This is a genomic window from Burkholderia sp. AU28863, from assembly GCF_002223195.1.
Classification (GTDB): Bacteria; Pseudomonadota; Gammaproteobacteria; order Burkholderiales; family Burkholderiaceae; genus Burkholderia; species Burkholderia sola.
Genome location: NZ_NKFE01000008.1, coordinates 827,803 through 850,635, shown reverse-complemented (window position 1 = coordinate 850,635; position 22,833 = coordinate 827,803). Strand labels below are relative to the sequence as shown.

Below are 22,833 nucleotides of genomic sequence, written 5' to 3'. Positions count from 1 at the left end.
CCATGAGCGAGCAACTTCAAGCAGCAAACGTGAGCGGAACCCCGGCGACCGCACAGACCATTCTCGCGTGGATCCAGGAGTGGGCCGAAGCGAACAATCTCCAGGTCCCGACCGATCTCGACCAGACCTTCGCCGACGCGGGATTCGATTCGATGCATTCGGTCGAACTCGCGTTCTTCCTCGAAGAGCGGCTCAAGATCAAGATCGACGACACGGTGCTCTACGATTACCCGACCTTCATGTCGCTGGCCGAACATCTCGTGTCGCTGGGCGGGCACGACGCGGCCGCCGACACGGCGCCGGGCGAAAGCGCGAGCGCGGGTAACTGGTAACGGCGTGCGCCGGTTGCGATCGATCGGTCGCCCGGCGCCTTATCGACCTTCACCGGAGTACGGAAGATGGCGGACATCACTCGCGCGGACAACAGGATCTCGCGCGTCGTCGGTTGCGGCTCGGCGCTTCCCGAGCAGCGGATGACGAATCATGACATCGCGCGCAGGGTGGACACGTCGGACGAGTGGATCACGCAGCGCACCGGCATCAAGGAGCGCCGTATCGCGGCGAGCGGCGAGCATACGTCCGATTTCGCGATCGGCGCGGCCAAGGCTGCGCTGAAGCAAGCGGGCATCGGCGGCGCCGACGTCGACCTGATCGTGCTCGCGACCTGCACGCCCGATCGCACGATGCCCGCGACGGCCGTGCGCGTCCAGGAGGCAATCGGCATGCAGCGCGGTGCGGCGTTCGACGTGCAGGCCGTGTGTTCGGGCTTCGTCTACGCGCTGTCGGTCGCCGACAACATGATCCGGCTCGGCCAGGCTCGCAGCGCGCTCGTGATCGGCGCGGAGACGATGTCGCGCATCGTGGACTGGGAGGATCGCAACACCTGCGTGCTGTTCGGTGACGGCGCGGGCGCGGTGGTGCTGCGCGCCGAACGGCGCGACGGTGACGCGCCGCGCGGCGTTCTCACCACGCATCTGCATTCCGACGGCCGATATCACGACAAGATTCACACGGACGGCGGCGTATCGTCGACGCAGGGCGCCGGCAAGATGCACCTGGAGGGGCGCGACGTGTTCCTGCATGCCGTCGTCAACCTCGCCGAAGCGTCGCAGGAAGCACTCGCGTCGCAAGGCCTGACCCAGGACGACGTCGACTGGATCGTGCCGCATCAGGCGAACCAGCGCATCGTGCAGACGCTCGGCGTCAAATTGAATCTGCCGATGGAGAAGGTCGTGCTCACCGTCGGCAAGCACGGGAATACGTCGGCGGCGTCGATTCCGCTGGCGCTGAGCGAGGCCGTGTCCGATGGGCGCATCAAGGAGAACGATCTGGTCCTGACGCCGGCGATGGGTTCGGGCTTTACGTGGGGTTCGGCGTTGATCCGGTGGTAGATCGAGGGTCGATTGTCGCATCGGAATCGTGTGACCCGCCCGAACCTGTCGGTGCGTCGCGCATGGGTCGGGCAGGGCGGGCGCCATGCCTGTCTACGCGAGGGGGCTGCGTTGACGGCTCGCAATGAAACCATCGACGTCCGCTTCGCACAGCGGTTCGCCGAGGTAGAAGCCCTGGCCCTCGACACCGGGCAGCGTGCTGGCCCATTCGAGTTGCTCTGCCGTCTCGATGCCGGTAATCACGATCTGCTTGCCATGACCTTTTGCAAGATGCACCAGGGTTTCGAGCACACGCGTGGACTCGCCGTTCTGCAGCACGTCGCGGATCAGCGAGCGATCGAATTTGACGATGTCCACAGGCAATTGCTGCAGCAGCGTCAACGAGTTGAAGCCGGCGCCGAAGTCGTCGAGCGCGACACGCACGCCAATCGCCTGCACCGCATGGATGGCTTCTACCAGCCAGTCGAGCCGGGCGGGCGGCACGACGTCGGTCAGTTCGATCTCGAAACGGCCCGGATCGATGCCGTGCGATTTCAGCAGCGTAACCAGTTGACCGGGAAAATCCGTATGCCCCAGTTCCCGCGACGACAAATTGATCGCAAGCGCCAGTTCGTCGTATCCGGCCGCCGTCCACTGCGCGAGCGTGCGTGTCGCGTGCTGGGTGAGGAGGTGGGTGAATCGTGCGGCAAGGAACGAATCCTCGATCACACTGAGGAACGATGCCGGTTCCAGCACACCGCGCTCGGGATGTCGCCAGCGCATCAGATACTCGAAGCCGGACAGGCGAGATGCCTGCAATGCGAATTTGGGTTGCATCAGGAAAAAGAACTCGTCCTGACGAAGTCCCCGTTCGGCATCGTTCAATGGATGGTTTGACGCAAATGTGCTGTTTGTGAACATTTATGCAGGCCGATGGAGGCAATGGCTTCGTCGTTTGATCGACCAATTCTATGGAGCGGGGCTGAAATTTTCAATATCGAAAAGTGATCAAATGTAAATTTGTTTAACGGTGTTGATTTCGAATTCGATATTTTTCGATGCTTGTTTTTCGGATGATGTGGCGGTCTTTATACGTGTTGCGAATCAAAATTACGATTCGCGTTTTGTAATGTCGTGGCCGGCTTTGGGTGACACCATTGTCCGGTATGAAATACCCGAAGCGGGCGCCGAAAATATCAAATTGCATTCTGATTTTATTTAAAAACAGATTCCAATTTATTTTAAATTGGAATACAATAGATGCATTGGAAGTGATTCTTTTATTGTTGGATGATGTACTCTAAGATAAGATTGTTTGGGTGGTGTGTTTGTGAATTTCTGCAAATGAAGTTTAATTGAAAAATAATAAATTTATTCAATAAAAATACGGTTTTTGGTTGTCTGTATTCAGGTCGGGGGATTTGCGACGTTTGATGCGGTTGTTTCAAATGTTGCCCAATGCGATATTGATGGAGCATCATCTGATTGACATGTTCGGAAGATTTCTTGTGCCACGATGGCGCCGTTCATGTGACGAGGGCAGGCCGGCGCCCGGGCATGCGCCGTCGAACCTTGCAATCGAGTGGGTAGGTCTGACGTTCGCGCTCATGCTGATTTGCCTGATCCTGACGGCGGCACATGCATTGCAGCGCGTCGACCAGGCCTTTTTCGGGCTGGCGATGCCCGGCCGCGTGGGTGTCGGCCCGGAACTGCTGTTCAACGAGCTGATCGTTGTCGCGATTTGCACGCTGCTCTACAGGCTCGGTTCTTCCGCCGGCCTGTTGGCGGCAGCAGGGATGTCGGCCGCGATCGCGGCGACCGCCTTCGCCCTCTTCACCTGGCAAGGCCGGATCATGCCGCCCGCGACCGGCATGTCGATCTGCGTGCTCGCCTACCTGCTATGGTCATGGCGACGGCTCGAAGCGTTGTTGCGCTTCACTGCGTTGCTGACGGACCGGATGACGACCGAACCCGTGCTGCATGCGAGGCCTGTCCAGGCCGGGCATTGCATGGATCCGGTTCAGCGGCAGTTGCGTCGCGTTGCGATGCTGGACACGCAAGTGCGCCGGTATCGCGCGCTGATCGACGCATGGGTCGACAGTCTGCCGGAGGCGACGCTGATCGCGTCGGCTGCGGGGATCGTGCTGCTCGCGAACGCGCGCGTGATGTCCTTGTGCGCGAATCGCGATGCGCATTCGCGGGCGGGGAGTTCGCCGGTCGGACGCGCGGTTTCCGACGTACTGTTCCAGATCACCGGGTCGCACCGGGCCAACGAGTTTGCCGCGCAGGCGCTGGCGTCGCTCGATCACTGGCCGGACGGCGACGCGCTATCGGCGCGAACGAAATCCCAGCTCGATCAGGGCATCGAGATTGCCAATGCGCGCGGCGGCCTGTCGTTGCTGATCAAGTGCGCATTGATCCGTCCGTCGTTCCATGGCGAGGGCGCGCTGGTGTTCCATGTCGCGGATGTCTCTTCGGTACGGATGGCCGAGCGGCAGCGGGACATGGCGCTGCGCTTCCTGTCGCACGACATGCGAGCCCCGCAGGCTTCCATTCTCGCGCTGGTTTCCCAGATGCAGCGCGACCCGTCGCGGTACACGCCGCAGCGATTCGCGGAACTGGTGTCGCAGTATGCGACGCGCGCGCTCAGCCTGTCCGACGATTTCCTGTTCCTGGCCAAGGCCGAGAACCTGCCGCCGAAGCTGGCCGAAGTCGATCCCGCGCTGGTGCTGGGGGATGCCGTGGACGATCTGCTGCCGCAGGCAAGCGCGAAATTCACGACGATCAATCTGACGGCGGAGCCGGGGCTCAGCACGATCGCCGACGTGCAGTTGCTGCGGCGCGCGTTCGTCAATCTGATCGGCAATGCGATCAAGTTCGGGCGGGAAGCGTCGACGGTCGACGTCGAGTTGTCCGCCACGGATCGGCACGTGAAGATCGCCGTCACCGATTATGGAGCGGGCATATCCGAACGGGATCAGGAGAAGCTGTTCCGGGAATTTACGCAGCTGGACAGTCATGCATCGATGTCCGGGCATGGGCTCGGCCTGGCATTTGTGAAGACGGTGGTGGATTCGCTCGGCGGAAAGCTGCAGGTCCGATCGAAGGTCGGCGAAGGGACGACGTTCCTCATGTTCCTGTCGAGGCACGATCACGATGCCACAATGGGCGACTGAGCGCGGCGCAGTTGCGTTCCCGCGTCGTGCGAACGGAAAAACGGGATGAGTGCCGCCGGGCCGATCGGCGTGCGATTCACCGGCCGCGTGGCGGCGCGCGCCGATCGTCGCGGCGCCTCGCTGGGCTAGACGGCGGAAACGACCTGGATTCGGCGCGCCTCGAGCGCGCCGTTCTGCTTTGCCGGCGGGGCGAGGTCGAACTCCAGGACCGTGCTTCGGGACGGCAGCCGCGTGAGCGCGGACGAATCCAGAAAGCTGCTGCTGCGGAAGTAGGCGGGGCTGGTTTCGGCTGCCGCGAGCAGCGGCGTATCGGGCAGCGACGCCCAGAACGCGATGAAGCCGTACCCGTCATCCTCCTCGAACCGGTTGCACAGGCCGCGCACGCGGGACCCGACTTGCCCCCATGCCGGCAGGCCAGGGGCGGCGTCGCGGATCGGCAGCAGGCCAGGGACCAGGTAACCGCTGATGAATTGATCGGCTGCATCGCGCAGCTCGAGCGGCACGTTGTCGAACCCCAGCACTTCGACCCGGCATCCCTTTTTTTGCAGCGCTCGTACGACTTCGACGAAATCGCCGTCACTGGTCGCGACGAGGACCGTATCGAGCCTGTCCGATTCGGACAGCGCGTCGATTGCCATCCCGAGATCCGAATTCGATTTGACCGTCTCCGTGCCGTCCTCGTCCGCATAGTGTCTGAGCGGCTTCACCGTGACGCGGAATCCCTTGTCGCGCAGGGCGGCCTGATAGCCCTTGATCCGTACGTCGTAATCGGCCGAGCGTGCCGCGCGGCGCTCGTCGAAACTCAGATACGCGTGCAGGCGCTGGATCGTCGCGCCGGCGCGTCCCGCGAGCGCGCGCAGCACTTCGTACCGCATCATGTGACCGCCGTTCGCGTCCATGCTGCTTCCGTCTACATAAACCCCGACCCTTCTCATCATCGTCTTCCGGAATGCTGTTGGCTTTCGATCAGGAAACCGAATCAAGTGCCGTCGAACCGCGCGATTCGGCATGGCCCCGGGTCTAAAGGTGTGCTGGCGCGTCGGCCGTCGCGTGGCGTGCGATACGCGAATTGCGCCGCCGCGGCCTGCTGCCATCCCGGCGGCGGTTCGATGAGCGCGATGATCGAACGTCGCGAAGAGCATCTTGCGCGCGCAATGAATGGCTTGCCGCCCGGCGGCACGCTCGACCGGTTTCACCTGTCGGTTCGATGGGTGGCGCCGATCACACGGGCGATGCGTGATCGACGCCACAGGCTCCGCGGTTTTTCAGTTGCGGCCGCTCACCGTGATCGACACACGGCGATCGGGTTGCAGGCACGCGATCACGGCGCTGCTGCGGCCCGGCGGACAATGGGTGACCGGCTCGCTCGATCCCACGCCTTCCGCCTGGATGATGCTGCCGTTCAGCCCATGCGAGACCAGATAGCCGCGGACCGTCTGCGCGCGCGCCCTCGACAGCGGTTCGTTGACCTTGTCGCTGCCGATACGGTCGGTATGCCCGACGACGACGATCCTCGTGACCTCCTTGTGGCGCTTGATCCGTTCGATCGCATCGTCGAGCTGCGCCTTGCCGGCCGGCAGCATCGAATCGATGCTCGATTTCCCGAACGCGAACAGCGCATCGCTCTGCAGCGTGAACTGCTCGATGGTCGAGACCGGCTGTTCCGCCGCGACCGCCGGCGCGACCGGTTTCGTCCGCACGAAGTCCGCGCATGCGGGATCGCGCCAGTAGGTGTCGCTCACCTTCATGTGCTGGTCGTATCGCACCTGGTACTGGCAGGCGACGACTTCGTTTCCGCGGCGGAAGTCGAACAGGTAGTTCCAGACATGGCTGCCGACGAACCACTCGTTGAAGTGAGGGGGGCCGAGCAGGTCGAACATCTGGTCCTTGTTCAGGCCGGGCCCGACGTTACGCAGGTTGTCCACGTTCACGAAGGTGCCGCCCTTCGGGCTGGCGGACTGCGGATCGGGAAAGCGGGGCGGGCCGTCGACGGCACAGCCCTCGAGGGTGGCAACGCAAAGCAGGCTGGCGGACAGCGCAAGTGCCCATTGGATTTTCATGATCAGTATCTCTCGTCGTGTGAGGAGCGGCGCACCCAACGACTGCGGCAACGATCGCCGAAACGTTGCGCGCAGTCGTCGTGCATTCCGGTTGGACGTCAGGTTCGGGCGATCACCACTGATAGCCCGCGCCGATCACCGCGCCGTAGTCGTTGCGCGTATTGGTCGTGATGGCGGCCTTGTAGATCCAGTGATTGTTTTCGGAGATCGTCGAGATGCCGATTGCCTGGCCCGACTGGCTTCGATAGACGCTGCCGGCGATCGCGACCATGCTCTTGCCCGGTCCCGACGGCTGCGGCAGACCCGCGACGGCCATCGCACTGGCGGTGCCCCCGTCCGCGTCTCGCCGCAGGCCCTGAATCTTCGCGTCGGTATAGGCGTTTGCATTGCCGACCGCGGCATTCAACTGCTGGACATTGACGCCATCGGTGGGGGCAGTGCCGGCCGCGACGTTCGTCAGTTGTCGCGTCGAGGTCGCCGTGCCGATCGACACGACGTTGTTGCGTCCGCCGTCGTTGCTGCCCGTGCCGAGCGCCACCGAGTTGTTGCCGGACGACGTCGAGCCGGCGCCGATCGTCGTCGAGCCCGCGCCCGACGCGGTCGAGCCGTTGCCGACGGCCGTGCTGTTCGAGCCGGACGCGACTGCGCCGTTGCCGCCGGCCGACGAGTTCGAACCGGTCGAAGCGGGCGGCGTCGACGAGCCGGGCGTCGACGGGAAGCCGCCGGTTCCGCCGTTGGTATTGCTGAGGTTCTGGATCATGGTTGTCAGACTCTGGTTGACGGCTTCGAGCTGGCTGACGTTGACCGCATCGGTGCCTGCCGACCCGGCAGCCACGCTGGTGATCTTGCGGTTCCCGATGTTGACCTCGCCGGCCGACGATTGCGGGCTGCTCAGGCCGTACGCAATGTAGTTCGACTGCGCGCCGACCGTCGTGACGGAACCGGCGCCGAGCGCGATGCTGTTCGCGAAGTTCGCGCTTGCCCCGGCACCCAATGCGATTGCATCGGCCGCGCTGCTGTTCGCGCCCGAACCGAGCGCGATGCCGCCCGATGCGCTCGAGACGGCGTTGGCCCCTTGCGCGATCGACTGCGGCCCCGTCGCATTCGCGCCGCTGCCGAGTGCGATGGCATCGGCCTGCCCGGAATTCGCGGCCTGGCCGATTGCCACGCCGCCGGGCGCCGTCTGCTGAACGATCGCGCCGTTGCCGATGCCGACACCGTTGTCGCCATTGACGACGGTGGTCGGCCCGACCGCGATCGACTCGGCGCCGACGGCGAGCGAATCGGCTGCGGTCGAATTGGCGTGGAAGTACATCGTCGGCGTCACGGCGAACGATTGCAGTGCGCCGGTCAGTTGGCGGACCGTCACGGCGTCGTGGGCACTTGTGCCGTCGGCGACGTTGATCAGTTGGCGGTACGTGTTGCCGGAAGCACTGCCGAACGAGACCGCACCGAGCAGCGTCGCGTCGGATGTGTTGAACGGTACCGTGTGGGTGCCGGCCGGAATCGTACCGCTGCCGGCGGCGATGGCGCGGTCCGCGATGGAACCCGCGCCAATGGCGACCGCGCCCGCGATGGAAGCGGTCGTCTGCGCACCGAGCGCCATCGCGCTCGCCGCGGTGGATTGCGCGCCGTTGCCGACGGCAAAGCTGTCGGCCGCACTCGCGGCTGCCTGCGGGCCGACGGCGATGCTGTCCGTCCCCGTGGCCTGGCTGTCGGCCAGCGTCGAGTTCGCGTGGAAGTACTTGATCCCTGCGCCGTTCGTGATGTTCGATATCGCCGTGGTGTTGGCGGTCACCTGTTCGTTGGTCGCGAACAGCTGCGAACCGTTGACGGCATCGGTGCTGGCGCCGCTCAGTTGACCTGCGGCGACGTTCTGGACCTGGCGTTCCGCGCCCGGTGCGCCGACGCTCACGACGCCCGTGGGCGCCGTGCCCGCGAAGTTGTAGGTCACGCCGCCGATCACTGCGTTGGGGGTCGGGGTGGCGGCGGTGGTCGTCGAATTCGCACCGAGCGCCACGCTGTTGGCGACGCTCGCGTTGGCGCCCGAGCCGAGCGCGACGCCGCTCGTTGCGGCGGCCTGGACGGTCGCCGTGTCGCCGATCGCGATCGCGCCCGCGACGTTGGCTTGCGACGCGTTGCCGAGTGCGACCGACCCCTGGCCCGTCGCGACGTTCGTGTTGCCCAGCGCGATCGCGCCGTTGCCGTTCGCGGTGTTGTTGGCGCCCATCGTCACTGCGCCGTTGCCGATGGCGGTATTCGGATCGCCGATCGCCACCGCGCCGTTCCCGCTGGCGGTCTGACCTTCGCCGAGCGCGACGGCGCCCGTGCCGCTCGTCACCTGCGAGTTGTGACCACCGGCGATGGAACCCGCGCCCGCGGCCGCAGCGACCTGGCTGGTGTCGCCGAACGCGACGGTCGATCCGGCCAGCGCCTGGGAATTGACGCCGATCGCGACGCCGCCATATGCCGATGAAACGGCATTCACGCCGAGAGCCACGGTGTTGTCGGCGCTCGCGGTCGCGCCCGCGCCCAATGCAACGCCGGAAATGCCGGCAGCGGTTGCCAGGTTGCCGACGGCGATGCCGAACAGCGTGGACGCCGTCGCGGTATTGCCGACCGCAATCGAACTGGTGCCGCTGGCCGTTGCCTGCCCGCCGAATGCCTGCGAAGTGGTGCCGCTGGCGAGCGCGTTGTAGCCGAGGGCAATCGACTGGTCGCCAGTCGCCTGCGTGCCCGAACCAGGGACACCGGCTGTCCCGCCCGGGCCGATCGCGACCGCGTTCACGCCCGACACGCCGCTGTTCACGCCGATCGCGACGCCGGATGCGCCGCTGACCGACGCGCCCGAACCGAGCGCCACGCCCGCGTCGGCCGTGCCGGCCGTGATGGATTTGAAACCCATGGCGATCGAATAGCCGCCTGCGGCCGTCGACATCGTACTCAGCGCGGTCGAGTGGTCGCCCGACGCGGTGCCGCCGGCGCCGAGCGTCGTGGCGGAATTGCCCGACGCGATCGAGGCATTGCCGACGGAAATCGACGACGTGCCTGAAGCGACTGCGTTCAATCCGGCAGCCACCGCGTTGTCGGCGCTTGCGCGGGAGCCGGCACCAAGCGCCGTGCTGCCGATGCCGGACGCCACGGAGAAATCGCCTATTGCGCTCGCGTTCTCTGCGGATGCGGATGCGGATGCGCCGAAGGCGGACGCGTTCGTGCCGGTCGCCACCGACGCGTGCCCTATGACCGTTGCGCCGATACCGCTGGCCGTGGCGTCGCCGCCGATGGCGGTCGCGCTGCTGACGGACGCCGTAGCGGCCTGCCCGAATGCGCTTGCACCCGTGTCGCTCGCGATGGCGCCGGCGCCGACCGCAATGGCCTTGAACCCGCTCGCCGCGGAATTCGAGCCGATCGCGATCGAGTTCCCCGATCCGGTGGCTGCGGCCAGCACCCCGAGCGCCACGCCACCGTCGGATGTCGCGGTCGTTGCCGCGCCGAGGGCGGTTGACGCATTACCGTTCGAGTTCGAATGTTCGCCGATGGCGACAGCATTGCCGCCGCCTGCACCAGCGGCGAAGCCGAGTGCCATCGATCCCTGTCCAGCGGCGTTCGCGGAGCATCCGGCCGCAATTGCGTTGGTGGTTGCGGCAGCCGCGCCGCAGTTGAAGCCGTTCACCGTGACGGACCCCGCCGCCTGTGCATACCCGAGCACCGGCATGCCTGCGGCAAGGATGCCGATCGAAGCGGCGATCACCGCTCGCATGGACGGTTGCTGCCGGTGGTCGGCCGACGGCGCGGCCATCGCGCACCGCTTGACGGCGATTTCGCCTTCGGTGGCTCTGCCGCGTCGATCGATCGCACCTGACGCCCCCGGCTTTCCTTTTCCCCCGGCCCTATCGACTTCCGACACGGCGACAAGCGTCCCGCGCGACTTGCTCCATATGATCTTGTGCACTCTGTTCATGTTGATGCTCCATGTGAAATGGTCACGTTCTGTCAGGACAAATTCAGTAGTAATGCTAATTTTTTGTGGTCAAATAAAAGTCACGGATGATCGGGAAATCAATAGATCGATATTAGGGCGCCGGGGATAGATTGGGATTGGAGGGGATCATCTTTCCGTGTGGCCGGGTTTATTTGTTGTATTCATGTGAAAGAGTGAGTTATGCGAAATCAGATGAAAAATATCGAAATGCCGATGCGGAAACGGAAACATGATTCCGTGAAATGAGCGCATGGCACGGGCTTGGCCGGGTCGAGCATTGGCTGATTGGCATGGCTTGGAAACACGTCGGCGGAATCGAACGTCGTTCCCGATCGAGCCGGATTCTCATCGCGGACGAGCAGCGCACATGAGGCGGATCGAACTCGAGTGCGAGTTGGGCGCGCGCGGGCGCGGAAGGCCGTTGCGTCGTGCGGGCGATATCCAATGCAAAATGATTCACTTTGGATAACTACGGATTGTCTCGTGAGATTGGGCATAACTGTATCTCTATAGGGGTGAATCACGATCTGGCGATGGATCGCCGTTGCTTTATAAACCCGCTGCGTTGCCTGAATCCTTGTGTGTCGTGCATCCCGATGTGACGTCATCTTTAAAACGGAACGCTACATTTGTTTATTGGAGAATTCGAATTTGTATTTCTCGTGACAATGTATTGAATTCAATGAAGCTTGTGATGGCTAGATGTTAGGAGAGGACGGAAAAATCAAAAAGTGAACATTTGTCACCTTCGCGTGAACTACGGAACTGCGATGACCCACCTCCATCGCGATGGATCGCGACGCCCGTCCGTCGCGAGCGAATGCACCGCATTCGACGCGTCGCTTCGCAAGCGCGGCGATCGCCGTCGCACCTCAGTCAAATAAATAGGATTCCGAATTTTCGGTCGCGCGAGTACAGCGGAAAATGACGGCGTCCGTGCACCGGACGTGCGCGCATTTTTTCGACAACGCCTGAAGGCGCGGCACCCGATGCACTGCGCCGTGCCGCAGGCAACGCCGTCTACGATATGCGACGCCTGCTCAAGCCTGATCTTCGACCAGCACCCGGGTGTCGCACGGGACGTCGATCGTCGCCTTGATTTGATCCAGCCGATAGCCGAGCGTATAGATCGCCGACAGTCGCAAGCCGTTCTCGATGCCGAGCTTCAGCTTTTGCCGGATCCGGTAGATATGCGTATCGAGCGAACGCGATTCCGTGCCCAGTTCGCGCCCCCACGCCGTGGTTGCGAGCAACTCGCGCGACATGATCTTGCCGAGGTTCTGAAAGAGGCACGCGACGAGCTGGAATTCCTTGGTCGTCAGTTCGATCTTGCTGTCGCGAAGCCGGACCGCGCGTTCCACCGGATCGAGCACGTACTCGCCCGCGCGGATCGGCTCGTCGCGCTTCACGTTGCGCGCGACTCGGCGCAACAGCGCGTTGACGCGCGCGGCCAGTTCCTCCGCGCGAAACGGCTTGGTCAGGTAATCGTCGGCGCCGGCCTCCAGTGCTCTGACGACGTCGAGTTCCTGGACCCGGCTGGTCAGGAACAGCACGCCGTATTCGACGTCGGCGCGCGTGCGAATCCAGTTCAGTACTTCGATTCCGGTCATGCTGGGCAAGTGCCAGTCGAGCACGACCGCGTCGACGGACTGGGATCGCAGGAACCGCAACGCCTGCTCGCCGTCGACGACGACCTTGATCGTGTGACGGTACGGAGCCAGCGCGCTCTGGACTTCCTCGGCCTGAACGGGATCATCCTCTACCACCAGTATGCGCATTCATGCACCCCGACTAACGTGATCGGCTTGTCGGCCGACACCTGAAAAACATCGGGCGGCGAGCAAGCAAACGTTTGCTTTTTGGTCCGTCTGGAACAAACGGTTAGGCAATATAAATCATCGGTAATAGATGCGATTGTGACATTTTGTGAATTCGTCGGAGGATTTTCGCCGTAGGTAAAAAGAGACGGAACCGCTTTTATTTCCAGAATTTTTTACTTGCCCGGCGCGTGCTTTCAGATAAAGAAGTGCGGTTTCGGGCCAGCGGACAGACAATGGCGCGTGCGACCGCATGACCATTTCGCCGTGTCGTAGCGGTAATGGAAAACTGTATGAATATACAGTATAGTATCCGTCGAACTCGAGCCGCACAGGTCCAACCCTTGCGGCCCGTGCGCCGCGCCTGCGGGCATCCGCCGCAGCGTTCCGGCACCGTGAATTCCGGCTAACTCATTCAGACGGGCAGGCAAATTGTCATCCAGCAATCTGATCCGCATTCGCGGAGCACGTCAGCACAACCTCAAGAACCTCGATCTCGACCTGCGCACCGGCGAAATGACGGTCGTGACGGGCCCGTCGGGCTCCGGCAAGTCGAGTCTCGTGTTCGACACGCTGTACGCGGAAGGCCAGCGGCGCTACGTCGAAACCTTCAGCGCGTATGCGCGGCAGTTCCTCGACCGGATGGATCGCCCGCAGGTCGAACGCGTCGACGGCGTGCCGCCCGCGATCGCGATCGACCAGACCAACCCGGTCCGCAGTTCGCGCTCGACCGTCGGCACGATGACCGAGCTGAACGACCATCTGAAGCTGCTCTACGCGCGCGCGGCCGAGCTGTTCGACCGCAAGACCGCGCGGCAGGTGCGGCACGACACGCCAGAAACGATCTACGCGGAGCTCGTCGCGCGCACGCAGGCGGACGATCCGCGCGTCGTCGTCACGTTCCCGGTCGAATTGCCGGAAGCGGTGTCCGACGAGGAGATCGCGCAGTGGCTGTCGGCAAGCGGCTACACGCGCGTGCAGGCGCAGCGCGAAGTCGCGTCGCCCACCGGGCCGCGCAAGCTGCTCGACGTGGTGGCCGACCGCTTCCGCGTGCAACAGGCCGACAAGGTGCGCGTGGTCGAGGCGATCGAGGCGTCGCTGAAGCGCGGCGGTGGCCGCGTGAACGTGTATGTGCTCGCGCCCGAAGCGGAAAACGCGGTGGCGGAGCCGGTGATCTGGCGTTTCTCCACCGGGCTGCACGACCCCGACAGCGACTTGCGCTACGCGGAGCCGCAAGCGGCGCTGTTCTCGTTCAACTCCGCATACGGCGCGTGCGAAACCTGCCGCGGCTTCGGCCGCGTGATCGGCGTCGATCTCGGCCTCGTGATTCCCGACGCGCGCAAGACGCTGCGCGGCGGCGCGATCAAGCCGATGCAGACGCCCGCGTGGAAAGAGTGCCAGGACGACCTGATGCGCTACGCGGCGAAGGCCGGCATCCGGCGCGACGTGGCGTGGTCCGAGCTGACGGACGCCGAGCGCGACTGGGTCGTCAACGGCTCGCCCGACTGGAACGGCAAGTGGCAGAGCCAGTGGTACGGCGTGAAGCGCTTCTTCGGCTACCTCGAATCGAAAGCGTACAAGATGCACATCCGCGTGCTGCTGTCGAAATACCGCAGCTACACGCCGTGCGACGTGTGCGGCGGCGCGCGCCTGAAGACGGAATCGCTGCAATGGCGGCTCGGCTCGAAGGAAAACGCCGACGCGGTGCTCGCGCCGGCCGATCGCTTCATGCCGCGCGGCGTCGACTGGAGCCGCGCGCAGCTCGAAGCGCTGCCGGGCCTGACGGTGCACGACCTGATGCTGTTGCCGATCGAGCGCATCCGGCGCTTCTTCGACGACATCGTGCTGCCGAGCGCGCTGCTCGACGATGCATTGAAGCTGCTGCTCGCCGAGGTGCGCACGCGCCTGAAATACCTGTGCGACGTCGGGCTCGGCTACCTGACGCTCGACCGGCAAAGCCGCACGCTGTCGGGCGGCGAGGTGCAGCGGATCAACCTGACGACCGCGCTGGGCACGTCGCTCACGAAAACCCTGTTCGTGCTCGACGAGCCGAGCATCGGGCTGCATCCGCGCGATCTCACGCGGATCGTCGAGGCGATGCAACGGCTGCGCGATGCGGGCAATACGCTGGTCGTCGTCGAGCACGATCCGTCGGTGATGCTCGCGGCCGATCGATTGATCGACATGGGGCCCGGCCCGGGCGAGCGCGGCGGCACGATCGTGTACGACGGCACGCCCGGCGACATCCGTTCGGCGCACACGCTGACGGGCGAGTATCTCGGCGGCCGCAAGCAAGTCGCGCATGCGTCGAACTGGGCGCGTCGTCCGGTCGACGCGAACACGCCGCGCATCGTGCTCGAGGGCGCGACCGAGCACAACCTGCGCGACGTGACGGTCGAGATTCCGCTGCAGCGGCTCGTATGCGTGACGGGCGTGTCCGGCTCCGGCAAATCCACGCTGCTGCAGGACGTGCTGTATCCGGCGATGGCGCGGCACCACGGCAAGGCGACCGAATCGCCGGGCGCGTACCGCAGCCTCACGGGCGCCGATCAGGTCGGCGACGTCGTGTTCGTCGACCAGTCGCCGATCGGCAAGACCACGCGCTCGAACCCGGCGAGCTACGTCGGCGCGTTCGACGAAATCCGCAAGCTGTTCGCGAAGGCGCCGCTCGCGCTGCAGCGCGGCTACGGCGCGGGCACGTTCAGCTTCAACTCGGGCGACGGCCGTTGCCCGACCTGCGGCGGCTCGGGCTTCGAACATATCGAAATGCAGTTCCTGAGCGACGTCTACCTGCGCTGCCCGGACTGCGACGGCAGCCGCTATCGTGCAGAGATTCTGGAAGTGCGCATCGAGCGCGACGGCCGCGCGCTGAACATCGCCGACGTGCTCGATCTCACCGTCAGCGAAGCAGCCGCGTTCTTCGCGACCGATGCCGAGGTGCTGCGTGTGTTGCAGCCGATCGTCGACGTCGGCCTCGAATACGTGAAGCTCGGCCAGCCGGTGCCGACGCTGTCGGGCGGCGAAGCGCAGCGCCTGAAGCTCGCCGGCTTCCTTGCGGAGTCGGCGGCGGCGGCCAACGGGCGCCGGGTCGCGACGGAAGAGGCGCGCATCGCACGCGCGAAGTTGTTCATGTTCGACGAGCCGACCACCGGGCTGCACTTCGACGACATCGCGAAGCTGATGCAGGCGTTCGGCAAGCTACTCACGGCCGGCCATTCGCTGATCGTGATCGAGCACAACCTCGACGTGATCCGCGCGGCCGACTGGCTGATCGATCTCGGCCCGGAAGGCGGTGACGGCGGCGGTCTCGTGCTGTGCGCGGGCACGCCCGACGACGTGAAGGCGTGCGCCGAATCGCATACCGGCGTGGCGCTGCTGCAGTATGACCGCGAGATGGACGGCGAAGCAGGGCGCGCCGACGAAGGCGTGCCGCTGCAGGCCGTGCTGAACGCGGCGCGCGCGCGCCGTGCGATCGAAGGCGAGGACGTCGTGCGCATCGTCAATGCACGCGAGCACAACCTGAAGTCGCTCGACGTCGACATCCCGCACGGCAAGTTCAACGTGATCACCGGCGTGTCGGGGTCCGGCAAGTCGACGCTCGCGTTCGACATCCTGTTCCACGAAGGCCAGCGCCGCTACCTCGAATCGCTGAACGCGTATGCGCGCTCGATCGTGCAGCCGGCCGGGCGCCCCGAGGTCGACGCGGTGTACGGCATTCCGCCGACCGTCGCGATCGAGCAGCGGCTGTCGCGCGGCGGCCGCAAGAGCACGGTCGCGACCACGTCCGAGGTGTGGCACTTCCTGCGGCTGCTGTACGTGAAGCTCGGCCTGCAGCACTGCATTCACGACGGCACGCCGGTCACGTCGCAATCCGTCGAATCGATCGCCGCGCAACTGCTGCGCGATCATCGCGGCGAACACGTCGGGCTGCTCGCGCCGCTCGTCGTCAACCGCAAGGGCGTGTATACGGATCTCGCGAAGTGGGCGAAGGCGCGCGGCAGCACACATCTGCGCGTCGACGGCGAATTCGTCACGGTCGACCCGTGGCCGAAGCTTGACCGCTTCCGCGAGCACACGATCGAATTGCCGGTAGCCGATATCGTCGTGTCGCCGGACAACGAGGCCGAGTTGCGGCGCAGGCTCGACGAGACGCTTGAGCTCGGCAAGGGCGTGATGCACCTGCTCGCGCCGCTCGACGGGCTGCACCACGCGATGCAGAACGATCGTTCGACCGCGCAGGTCGGCGCGGTCAAGGTGCTGTCGGTCAAGCGCGCGTGCCCGGTGTGCGGCACGAGCTATCCGGAACTCGACCCGCGGATGTTCTCGTACAACAGCAAGCACGGCTGGTGCACGACCTGCGTCGGCACCGGCGTCACGCTCACGCGCGAACAGCGCGCCGCATACGACGACACGGTGCTCGCCGGCGACGATCGCGGCCGCGAGCAAACCTTGCCGTCGGACGAGCAGGAGCCGGAAGGCGTCGGCAACGAGCCGTGCCCGGATTGCCACGGCACGCGGCTGAACCCGTCCGCGCGCGCGGTCACGTTCGACGCGCATCCGATCGTCGAGGTCGCGCAGTGGACGGTGTCGGACACGCGTCGCTGGATCGACGCGCTCGAACTCATCGGGCGCGACGCGCAGATCGCGCGCGACATCGTCAGCGAGATCGGCAGCCGCCTCGCGTTTCTCGAGGAAGTCGGGCTCGGCTACCTGAGCCTCGACCGCGCGGCGCCGAGCCTGTCGGGCGGCGAAGCGCAGCGGATCCGGCTGGCCGCGCAGCTCGGCAGCAACCTGCAGGGCGTGTGCTACGTGCTCGACGAGCCGACGATCGGCCTGCATCCGCGCGACAACCAGATCCTGCTCGACGCATTGCGCAAGCTCGGCGACAAGGGCAATACGCTGGTCGTCGTCGAGCATGACGAGGACACGATCCGCCGCGCGGATCACATCATCGACGTCGGCCCGGGCGCCGGCAAGCGCGGCGGCACGCTGGTCGCGCAAGGCGCGGTCGCCGATCTCGCCGCGCAGCCGGATTCGGTGACGGGACGTCTGCTCGCGCAGCCGATGCTGCACCCGTTGCAGCCGCGCCGCAGCGTGAGCCTGCCGGGCAAGAAGGGCGGTGAAGCCGTGCCGGAAGCGTGGCTGACCGTGCATGGCGCCAAGCTGCACAACCTGCGCGACGTGACGGTCGGCATTCCGCTCGCGCGGCTCGTCGCGGTGACGGGCGTCAGCGGCTCGGGCAAGTCGACGCTCGCGCGCGACGTACTGATGACGAACCTGCTCGACGCGGTCGGCCGCTCGGTGCTGTCGTCGCCCGCCACGCGGCGTGCGCGCAAGGCCGCGCAGCAGGACGCGCCGGCTGCCAACCGCCGCTCGAGCGTGCTCGCGCGCAGCGCACCGCGGCCGTCGCTGAACGTCACGCATGCGTGGCAGGGCTGCGAGTCGCTGAGCGGCTGGGAGCAGATCGACCGCGTGCTCGAAGTCGATCAGACGCCGATCGGCAAGACGCCGCGTTCGTGCCCGGCGACCTATATCGGCGTGTGGGACACGATCCGCAAGCTGTTCGCCGATACGCTCGAAGCGCGCGCCCGCGGCTATACGGCGTCGCGTTTCTCGTTCAACACCGGCGACGGGCGCTGCCCGGCCTGCGAAGGGCAAGGCGTGCGCACGATCGGCATGAGCTTCCTGCCCGACGTGAAGGTGCCGTGCGACGTGTGCCACGGGCAGCGTTTCAATCCGGAAACGCTCGCGGTCACGTGGCGCGGCCGGAATATCGGCGACGTGCTGACGATGGAGATCGACGAGGCGGTGGCGTTCTTCGCGCCGATCTCGAACATCGCACATCCGCTGCAACTGATGAAGGATGTCGGGCTCGGCTACCTGACGCTCGGCCAGCCGTCGCCGACGCTGTCCGGCGGCGAGGCGCAGCGCATCAAGCTCGTCACCGAGCTGACGAAGGTGCGCGACGACATCACGCGCCGCGGCCAGAAGGCGCCGCACACGCTGTACGTGCTCGACGAGCCGACGGTCGGCCTGCACATGGCCGACGTCGCGAAGCTGATTCGCGTGCTGCACCGGCTGGTCGATGCGGGGCATAGCGTCGTCGTGATCGAGCACGACCTCGACGTGATCGCGGAAGCCGACTGGATCATCGATCTCGGCCCGGAAGGCGGCGTGGGCGGCGGCACGATCGTCGCGGCGGCGCCGCCGGAAGCGCTCGCGAAGGTGAGCGCGAGCCATACCGGGCAGGCGCTGAAGCCGGTGCTGGCGCGAACGGCCAGCGAAGGCGCCGAAGCGGTGCAGCAGGGCGCGGCGCGGGTCGGCTGACCGCGTTGCATCCGGCGAGCGGCCCCGGTGCCTGGCGAGGCATCGGGGCCGTTCTCGTTTCGTCAGTTCATGTCGACGATGGCGCCGCGCTCAATTCCCGTTGACGCCGATCGCCTCGATGATGGTCTCCAGTTGCGGGCTCATCGGCAGGTTGAGACTCAAGCCCGACGGAAGCGGGCGCAGAAACCAGCGCTTGTACTGACGTGCGATCTCGCCGTCGGCGGCCAGTTCCTGGAACGTGCTTTTCACGACCTGCGCGAGCTGCGGATCGTCCTTGCGGAACATGATGCCGTACGGGTCGTAGGACAGAAAATCGCCCACCACGTCGTACTGGCCGCCCTTGCCCGCATTCTCGGCGATCAGGCCGTACAGCAGCACGTCGTCCGTCGCGAACGCATCGGCGCTGCCGTTCGCGACGAGCGCGAAGCCTTGCGCATGATCGGGCACCACCTGTAACTGGATCCCGAGCCTGAACCGCTCGTTCAGGTCGCGCAGCGCCTTCTCGTTGGTCGTACCGGCCGTCACCGCGACTTTCCTGCCCGCGAGATCGCGGAACGAGCGGATCGGCGCGCCGCGTTTCACCATCACTTTCGTGCCGGCCACGAAGAAGATCGGCGAGAACGCCACGCGCTTCTGGCGCTCGAGGTTGCTGGTCGTGGAGCCGCATTCCAGATCGACCTTCCCGCTGACCACCGCGTCGATGCGGTTGTCGGACGTGACCGGCACCCAGCGGATCGTGAGGCTCTGGTTGATCGCATCCTCGATCGACGACACGAGCGCCTTGCACAGCTCGATCGAATAGCCGATCGGCTGGTTGCGCGCGTTCAGGTACGAGAACGGTATCGACGCGTCGCGATAGCCGAGCGAGATCGTGCCGCTGCCGCGCACCTTCGCGAGCGTGCCGGTCAATTGGGCCGGCGCGAACGGCTCGACGCGCGGCGGCGTCGAGGGTGCATCTTCCGCGTGCGCGGTCGCGCCCGCGGCAAGCAGGCCCGCGAGCGCGAGCGCACGCCAGAATCGCTGCATCTTCATCGCCGGGCCTCCGTCAGACTTCGGTCGGATGGGCGATCGTCGCTTCCAGTTCCGCTTCGATGCGCGCCGCGTTGGCTTCGGCTTCCGCTTCCGACAGCAGCTGGCCTTCCCATTTCGCGACCACCGCGCTCGCGATCGAATTGCCGACCGCATTGGTGGCCGAGCGGCCCATGTCGAGGAACGTGTCGACGCCGAGAATCAGCAGCAGCCCGGCCTCCGGCAGCCCGAACTGATGCAGCGTGGCCGCGATCACGACGAGCGACGCGCGCGGCACGCCGGCCATCCCCTTCGACGTGAGCATCAGCACCAGCAGCATCGTGATCTGCGTGCCGAGCGACAGGTGGATGTTGTACGCCTGTGCGATGAACAGCGACGCGAACGTGCAGTACATCATCGAGCCGTCGAGGTTGAACGAGTAGCCCATCGGCATCACGAAGCTCGAAATCTTGCGCTTCACGCCGAAGCGGTCGAGCGCGTCGAGGATCTTCGGGTACGCGGCTTCGGAACTGGCCGTCGCGAACGACAGCATGAACGCTTCCTTGATCAGCACCAGCAGCTTGAACACGCGACGGCCGAGGAACAACAGCCCGGCACACACGAGCAATGCCCAGAGCAGGAACAGGCTGACGTAGAAGTCGCCCATGAACACCGCGAACTTCAGCAGCACCGACAGCCCGTTGACCGCGACGGTCGCGGCCATCGCGGCCATCACCGCGAGCGGCGCGAGCTTCATCACGTAGCCGGTGATCTTGAGCATCACGTGCGACAACTGGTCGATCGCGGCGATGAGGATTTTGCCGCGCTCGCCAAGCGCGGCGAGCGCGACGCCGAAGAACATCGAGAACACGACGATCTGCAGGATTTCGTTGTTCGCCATCGCCTCGGCGAATGACTTCGGCACCATGTGGCCGACGAAATCCTTCAACGTGAACTTGGACGTCGCGAGGTTCGCCGATGCGCCGATGTCCGGCAGCGGCAAGCCGAGATTGTCGCCGGGCCGCAGCAGGTTCGCCATCAGCAGCCCGAGCAGCAGCGAGACCAGCGATGCGGTGACGAACCAGCCGAACGCTTTCGCGAACACGCGTCCGACCGAGGCCGCGTCGCCCATGTGCGCGATGCCGACCACCAGCGTGGAGAAGACGAGCGGCCCGATCACCATCTTGATCAGCCGCAGGAACACGTCGGAGACGAGCGAGATGTACCCGGCGATTTCGGCGGCGGCCTTCTTGTCCGGAAAGCTCGTGAAGACCATGTAGCCGATCGCGATGCCTGCCACCATCGCGATCAGGATCCAGACGGCTGCAGCATTCTTTTTTCGCATCGTAAGCCTCCCATGCAGCGGTTTCGCAATCGGGGATGGGACGACGATACAGGACCAGAATCGCGATGAACAGTGCAACCGGGTTCGGGTTTGCGCTAGCGCCGGGTCACGGCCGATCGGGCGATGGCGATGGCGCCGGTGGCGCTTCGTGCCCGAAGCCGACGCAACCGGCTACCGGTTTGTTGCGGAGCAGCACATCGCTTGTTCGGCGGCCGTCGGATCGGCATGACCTGCGCCGCCGCGCCATGTGCGCCCGTCCGGCGCCGATCGGCGAGCGATGCTGCGTTGCCGCGATGTTGCACGCGTCACGCGCGCTGGGATCGGGCAGGTGCGTGCTGAAATCGCCCGCTTGCGCCGCGAGCCGGACGATCCCGGCGGCCAGCGAACGGACGCATTCGGCGTGACGGCCCGCGATTCTCGATCAGCCCGCCGGCGCGACCGATGCGCCCGTGATGCGGTGCCGGCGCAGCGAATCGGCGACGAAGCCCGACGCCTTCATTTCCTCGACGAAGGCGCTCAGTGCCGCCGCGGCCGCGTCGCCTCGACTCTTCGGCACGCCCATCGCCTGCCGGATCACCATGAAGCGCTCGTCGAGCAGGCGCAGGCCAGGCGTTTTCGCGGCGTCGGTTTCGAGCTGCTGCTTCACGCCGGCCGCCACTTCCAGCTGCTGCTCGACGAACGTCGGCACGACGGCCTGCGACGTCGGCGCGCGCACGATCTGCGCGGCCTTCAGTTCGCGGGTGAGGAACAGGTCGTACGCGCTGCCCTTGCCGACGGCCACGCGGTTGTGCGGCTGGTCGACGTCCGCGTTGGTGCGGATCGGCGATGCGTCCGGCACGAGATAGAAGCCTTCGATCAGCACGTACGGCGCGGTGAACGCGACCGTTTCGCCGCGCAGCGGATCGACCGCGAAGAAGCCGAAATCGGCGCGCTCGTCGGTCAGCGCCTGCACCGATTTGCCGGCCGTGTCGAACACCACGAGTTCGAGGTCGGCCGACAGGCGCTCGGCGAATGCACGGGCGAGGTCGATCGATACGCCGAACGGTTCGCCCGTTGCCGGGTCGCGGTTCGCGAGGATCGGATTGCCGAGGTTGATCGAGGCGCGGAGCTTGCCGGTGGGGGTGAAGGCGGCGACGACAGCAGGAGCGATGGGCATGGGCGGACTCGCGGGAGGCGTGGGGTCGGTCGGGTGACGGGATGCGCGACAGCGCGTCGATGCCGAGCTTATCACCGGACGTCGTAGACCGCGTGTTGCGGGCGTGCCTGGGTGGAGACGACGAGACGTTGAGTCGGCACGCGGCCTTCATGGGCGGCCGCTGCATCCCTGTCACGGGGCTGCACACGTGTCCGGAGTGGAAGCTGACGCTGGACGGCCAGCCACATGCGATCAAGGCGCGCGGCAGCATGATCGGCAACGACAACGCTTCTGTCGGCGGCGCGTATCGGGCTGGGGATTCTCGCGCGCGGCGACTGGCTGACGATGCCGGACATCGACGGCGGCAATCCGACGAGCGGGCTGCCGCGCCGCTGTCGGCTCACTCCTGAATGCTGAGCGCCTTCTCGATCGCGGCAATCAGTTTGAGTGCATCGCTGCGCCCGATCAGCAACCCGCGGCTGGTGTACTCGCAACCGAAGGCATAGAAGCTCGGCAGCAGTGTCACCATGTCGTTCTCCCGATCGAAATCGACTTCGCATTTGGTCAGCGGGAAGAACGGTGGCGCCTCGGCCGGCATGTCGTACACGAGGTA

Annotated in this window: 14 protein-coding genes; 5 read left to right on the top strand and 9 right to left on the bottom strand. The window is 65.4% G+C overall.

Features of this window, described 5'->3' with window-relative positions; translation table 11 throughout:
* Window positions 1-2 precede the first annotated feature (2 nt).
* Window positions 3-332 (top strand): acyl carrier protein, encoded by a 330-nt coding sequence (locus tag CFB81_RS33645; protein ID WP_089438011.1) that lies wholly within the window; start codon window positions 3-5, stop codon window positions 330-332.
* A gap of 66 nt (window positions 333-398) precedes the next feature.
* The gene (locus tag CFB81_RS33640) at window positions 399-1,391 is read left to right on the top strand and encodes a beta-ketoacyl-ACP synthase III (protein WP_089438010.1); all 993 of its coding nucleotides are present in this window, start codon (window positions 399-401) and stop codon (window positions 1,389-1,391) included.
* A 93-nt stretch (window positions 1,392-1,484) separates the two neighbouring features.
* On the opposite strand, the gene CFB81_RS33635 is transcribed toward CFB81_RS33640, so the two are convergent.
* Complete coding sequence (locus CFB81_RS33635) at window positions 1,485-2,255, bottom strand: EAL domain-containing protein (RefSeq protein WP_249190425.1); 771 nt, start codon at window positions 2,253-2,255, stop codon at window positions 1,485-1,487.
* 512 nt (window positions 2,256-2,767) lie between these two features.
* On the opposite strand from CFB81_RS33635, the gene CFB81_RS33630 reads away from it, so the two are divergent.
* Window positions 2,768-4,546: a HAMP domain-containing sensor histidine kinase gene (locus CFB81_RS33630; protein WP_256976419.1), complete on the top strand. Its 1,779-nt coding sequence runs from the start codon at window positions 2,768-2,770 to the stop codon at window positions 4,544-4,546.
* A 125-nt stretch (window positions 4,547-4,671) separates the two neighbouring features.
* Here CFB81_RS33630 and CFB81_RS33625 read toward each other — a convergent pair whose 3' ends face one another.
* The 4 genes from CFB81_RS33625 to CFB81_RS33610 all read right to left on the bottom strand — a co-directional run bounded on the left by CFB81_RS33625 (window position 4,672) and on the right by CFB81_RS33610 (window position 12,366).
* Window positions 4,672-5,742, bottom strand: a complete 1,071-nt coding sequence (locus tag CFB81_RS33625) for an NYN domain-containing protein (protein ID WP_084044379.1) — start codon at window positions 5,740-5,742, stop codon at window positions 4,672-4,674.
* A gap of 69 nt (window positions 5,743-5,811) precedes the next feature.
* On the bottom strand, window positions 5,812-6,606 hold the full coding sequence (locus CFB81_RS33620; protein WP_089438007.1) for an OmpA family protein: 795 nt from the start codon (window positions 6,604-6,606) through the stop codon (window positions 5,812-5,814).
* 112 nt (window positions 6,607-6,718) lie between these two features.
* Complete coding sequence (locus CFB81_RS33615) at window positions 6,719-10,567, bottom strand: YadA-like family protein (protein WP_089438006.1); 3,849 nt, start codon at window positions 10,565-10,567, stop codon at window positions 6,719-6,721.
* Between the two features lie 1,061 nt (window positions 10,568-11,628).
* Window positions 11,629-12,366 carry a response regulator transcription factor gene (locus CFB81_RS33610; RefSeq protein ID WP_089438005.1) on the bottom strand — a complete coding sequence of 246 codons (738 nt, stop codon included), beginning with the start codon at window positions 12,364-12,366 and terminating at the stop codon, window positions 11,629-11,631.
* A gap of 471 nt (window positions 12,367-12,837) precedes the next feature.
* Here CFB81_RS33610 and uvrA point away from each other — a divergent pair, with 471 nt between their 5' ends.
* Complete coding sequence (uvrA, locus tag CFB81_RS33605; RefSeq protein ID WP_089438004.1) at window positions 12,838-18,732, top strand: excinuclease ABC subunit UvrA; 5,895 nt, start codon at window positions 12,838-12,840, stop codon at window positions 18,730-18,732.
* A gap of 90 nt (window positions 18,733-18,822) precedes the next feature.
* On the opposite strand, the gene CFB81_RS33600 is transcribed toward uvrA, so the two are convergent.
* The 3 genes from CFB81_RS33600 to CFB81_RS33585 form a co-directional block, all read right to left on the bottom strand.
* Window positions 18,823-19,764: an amino acid ABC transporter substrate-binding protein gene (locus CFB81_RS33600; protein WP_089438003.1), complete on the bottom strand. Its 942-nt coding sequence runs from the start codon at window positions 19,762-19,764 to the stop codon at window positions 18,823-18,825.
* A gap of 13 nt (window positions 19,765-19,777) precedes the next feature.
* The gene (locus CFB81_RS33595) at window positions 19,778-21,085 is read right to left on the bottom strand and encodes a dicarboxylate/amino acid:cation symporter (RefSeq protein WP_089438002.1); all 1,308 of its coding nucleotides are present in this window, start codon (window positions 21,083-21,085) and stop codon (window positions 19,778-19,780) included.
* 421 nt (window positions 21,086-21,506) lie between these two features.
* Window positions 21,507-22,241 carry an ABC transporter substrate-binding protein gene (locus CFB81_RS33585; protein ID WP_069619875.1) on the bottom strand — a complete coding sequence of 245 codons (735 nt, stop codon included), beginning with the start codon at window positions 22,239-22,241 and terminating at the stop codon, window positions 21,507-21,509.
* A 41-nt stretch (window positions 22,242-22,282) separates the two neighbouring features.
* Between CFB81_RS33585 and CFB81_RS36355 the strand changes: the two genes are divergently transcribed.
* Window positions 22,283-22,630 (top strand): hypothetical protein, encoded by a 348-nt coding sequence (locus CFB81_RS36355; RefSeq protein ID WP_179236117.1) that lies wholly within the window; start codon window positions 22,283-22,285, stop codon window positions 22,628-22,630.
* Here the strand turns inward: CFB81_RS36355 and CFB81_RS33580 are convergent.
* Window positions 22,621-22,827, bottom strand: a complete 207-nt coding sequence (locus CFB81_RS33580) for a hypothetical protein (protein ID WP_069619877.1) — start codon at window positions 22,825-22,827, stop codon at window positions 22,621-22,623. The two genes, CFB81_RS36355 and CFB81_RS33580, sit on opposite strands and share 10 nt — an antisense overlap.
* Between the last annotated feature and the right edge of the window lie 6 nt (window positions 22,828-22,833).

Coding starts and splice junctions, on each gene's coding strand:
- CFB81_RS33610 (WP_089438005.1), bottom strand. CDS start 12,366: ATGCGCATACTGGTGGTAGAGGATGATCCCGTTCAGGCCGAGGAAGTC.
- CFB81_RS33620 (WP_089438007.1), bottom strand. CDS start 6,606: ATGAAAATCCAATGGGCACTTGCGCTGTCCGCCAGCCTGCTTTGCGTT.
- CFB81_RS36355 (WP_179236117.1), top strand. CDS start 22,283: ATGCGCGACAGCGCGTCGATGCCGAGCTTATCACCGGACGTCGTAGAC.
- CFB81_RS33615 (WP_089438006.1), bottom strand. CDS start 10,567: ATGAACAGAGTGCACAAGATCATATGGAGCAAGTCGCGCGGGACGCTT.
- CFB81_RS33600 (WP_089438003.1), bottom strand. CDS start 19,764: ATGAAGATGCAGCGATTCTGGCGTGCGCTCGCGCTCGCGGGCCTGCTT.
- CFB81_RS33595 (WP_089438002.1), bottom strand. CDS start 21,085: ATGCGAAAAAAGAATGCTGCAGCCGTCTGGATCCTGATCGCGATGGTG.
- CFB81_RS33640 (WP_089438010.1), top strand. CDS start 399: ATGGCGGACATCACTCGCGCGGACAACAGGATCTCGCGCGTCGTCGGT.
- CFB81_RS33585 (WP_069619875.1), bottom strand. CDS start 22,241: ATGCCCATCGCTCCTGCTGTCGTCGCCGCCTTCACCCCCACCGGCAAG.
- CFB81_RS33645 (WP_089438011.1), top strand. CDS start 3: ATGAGCGAGCAACTTCAAGCAGCAAACGTGAGCGGAACCCCGGCGACC.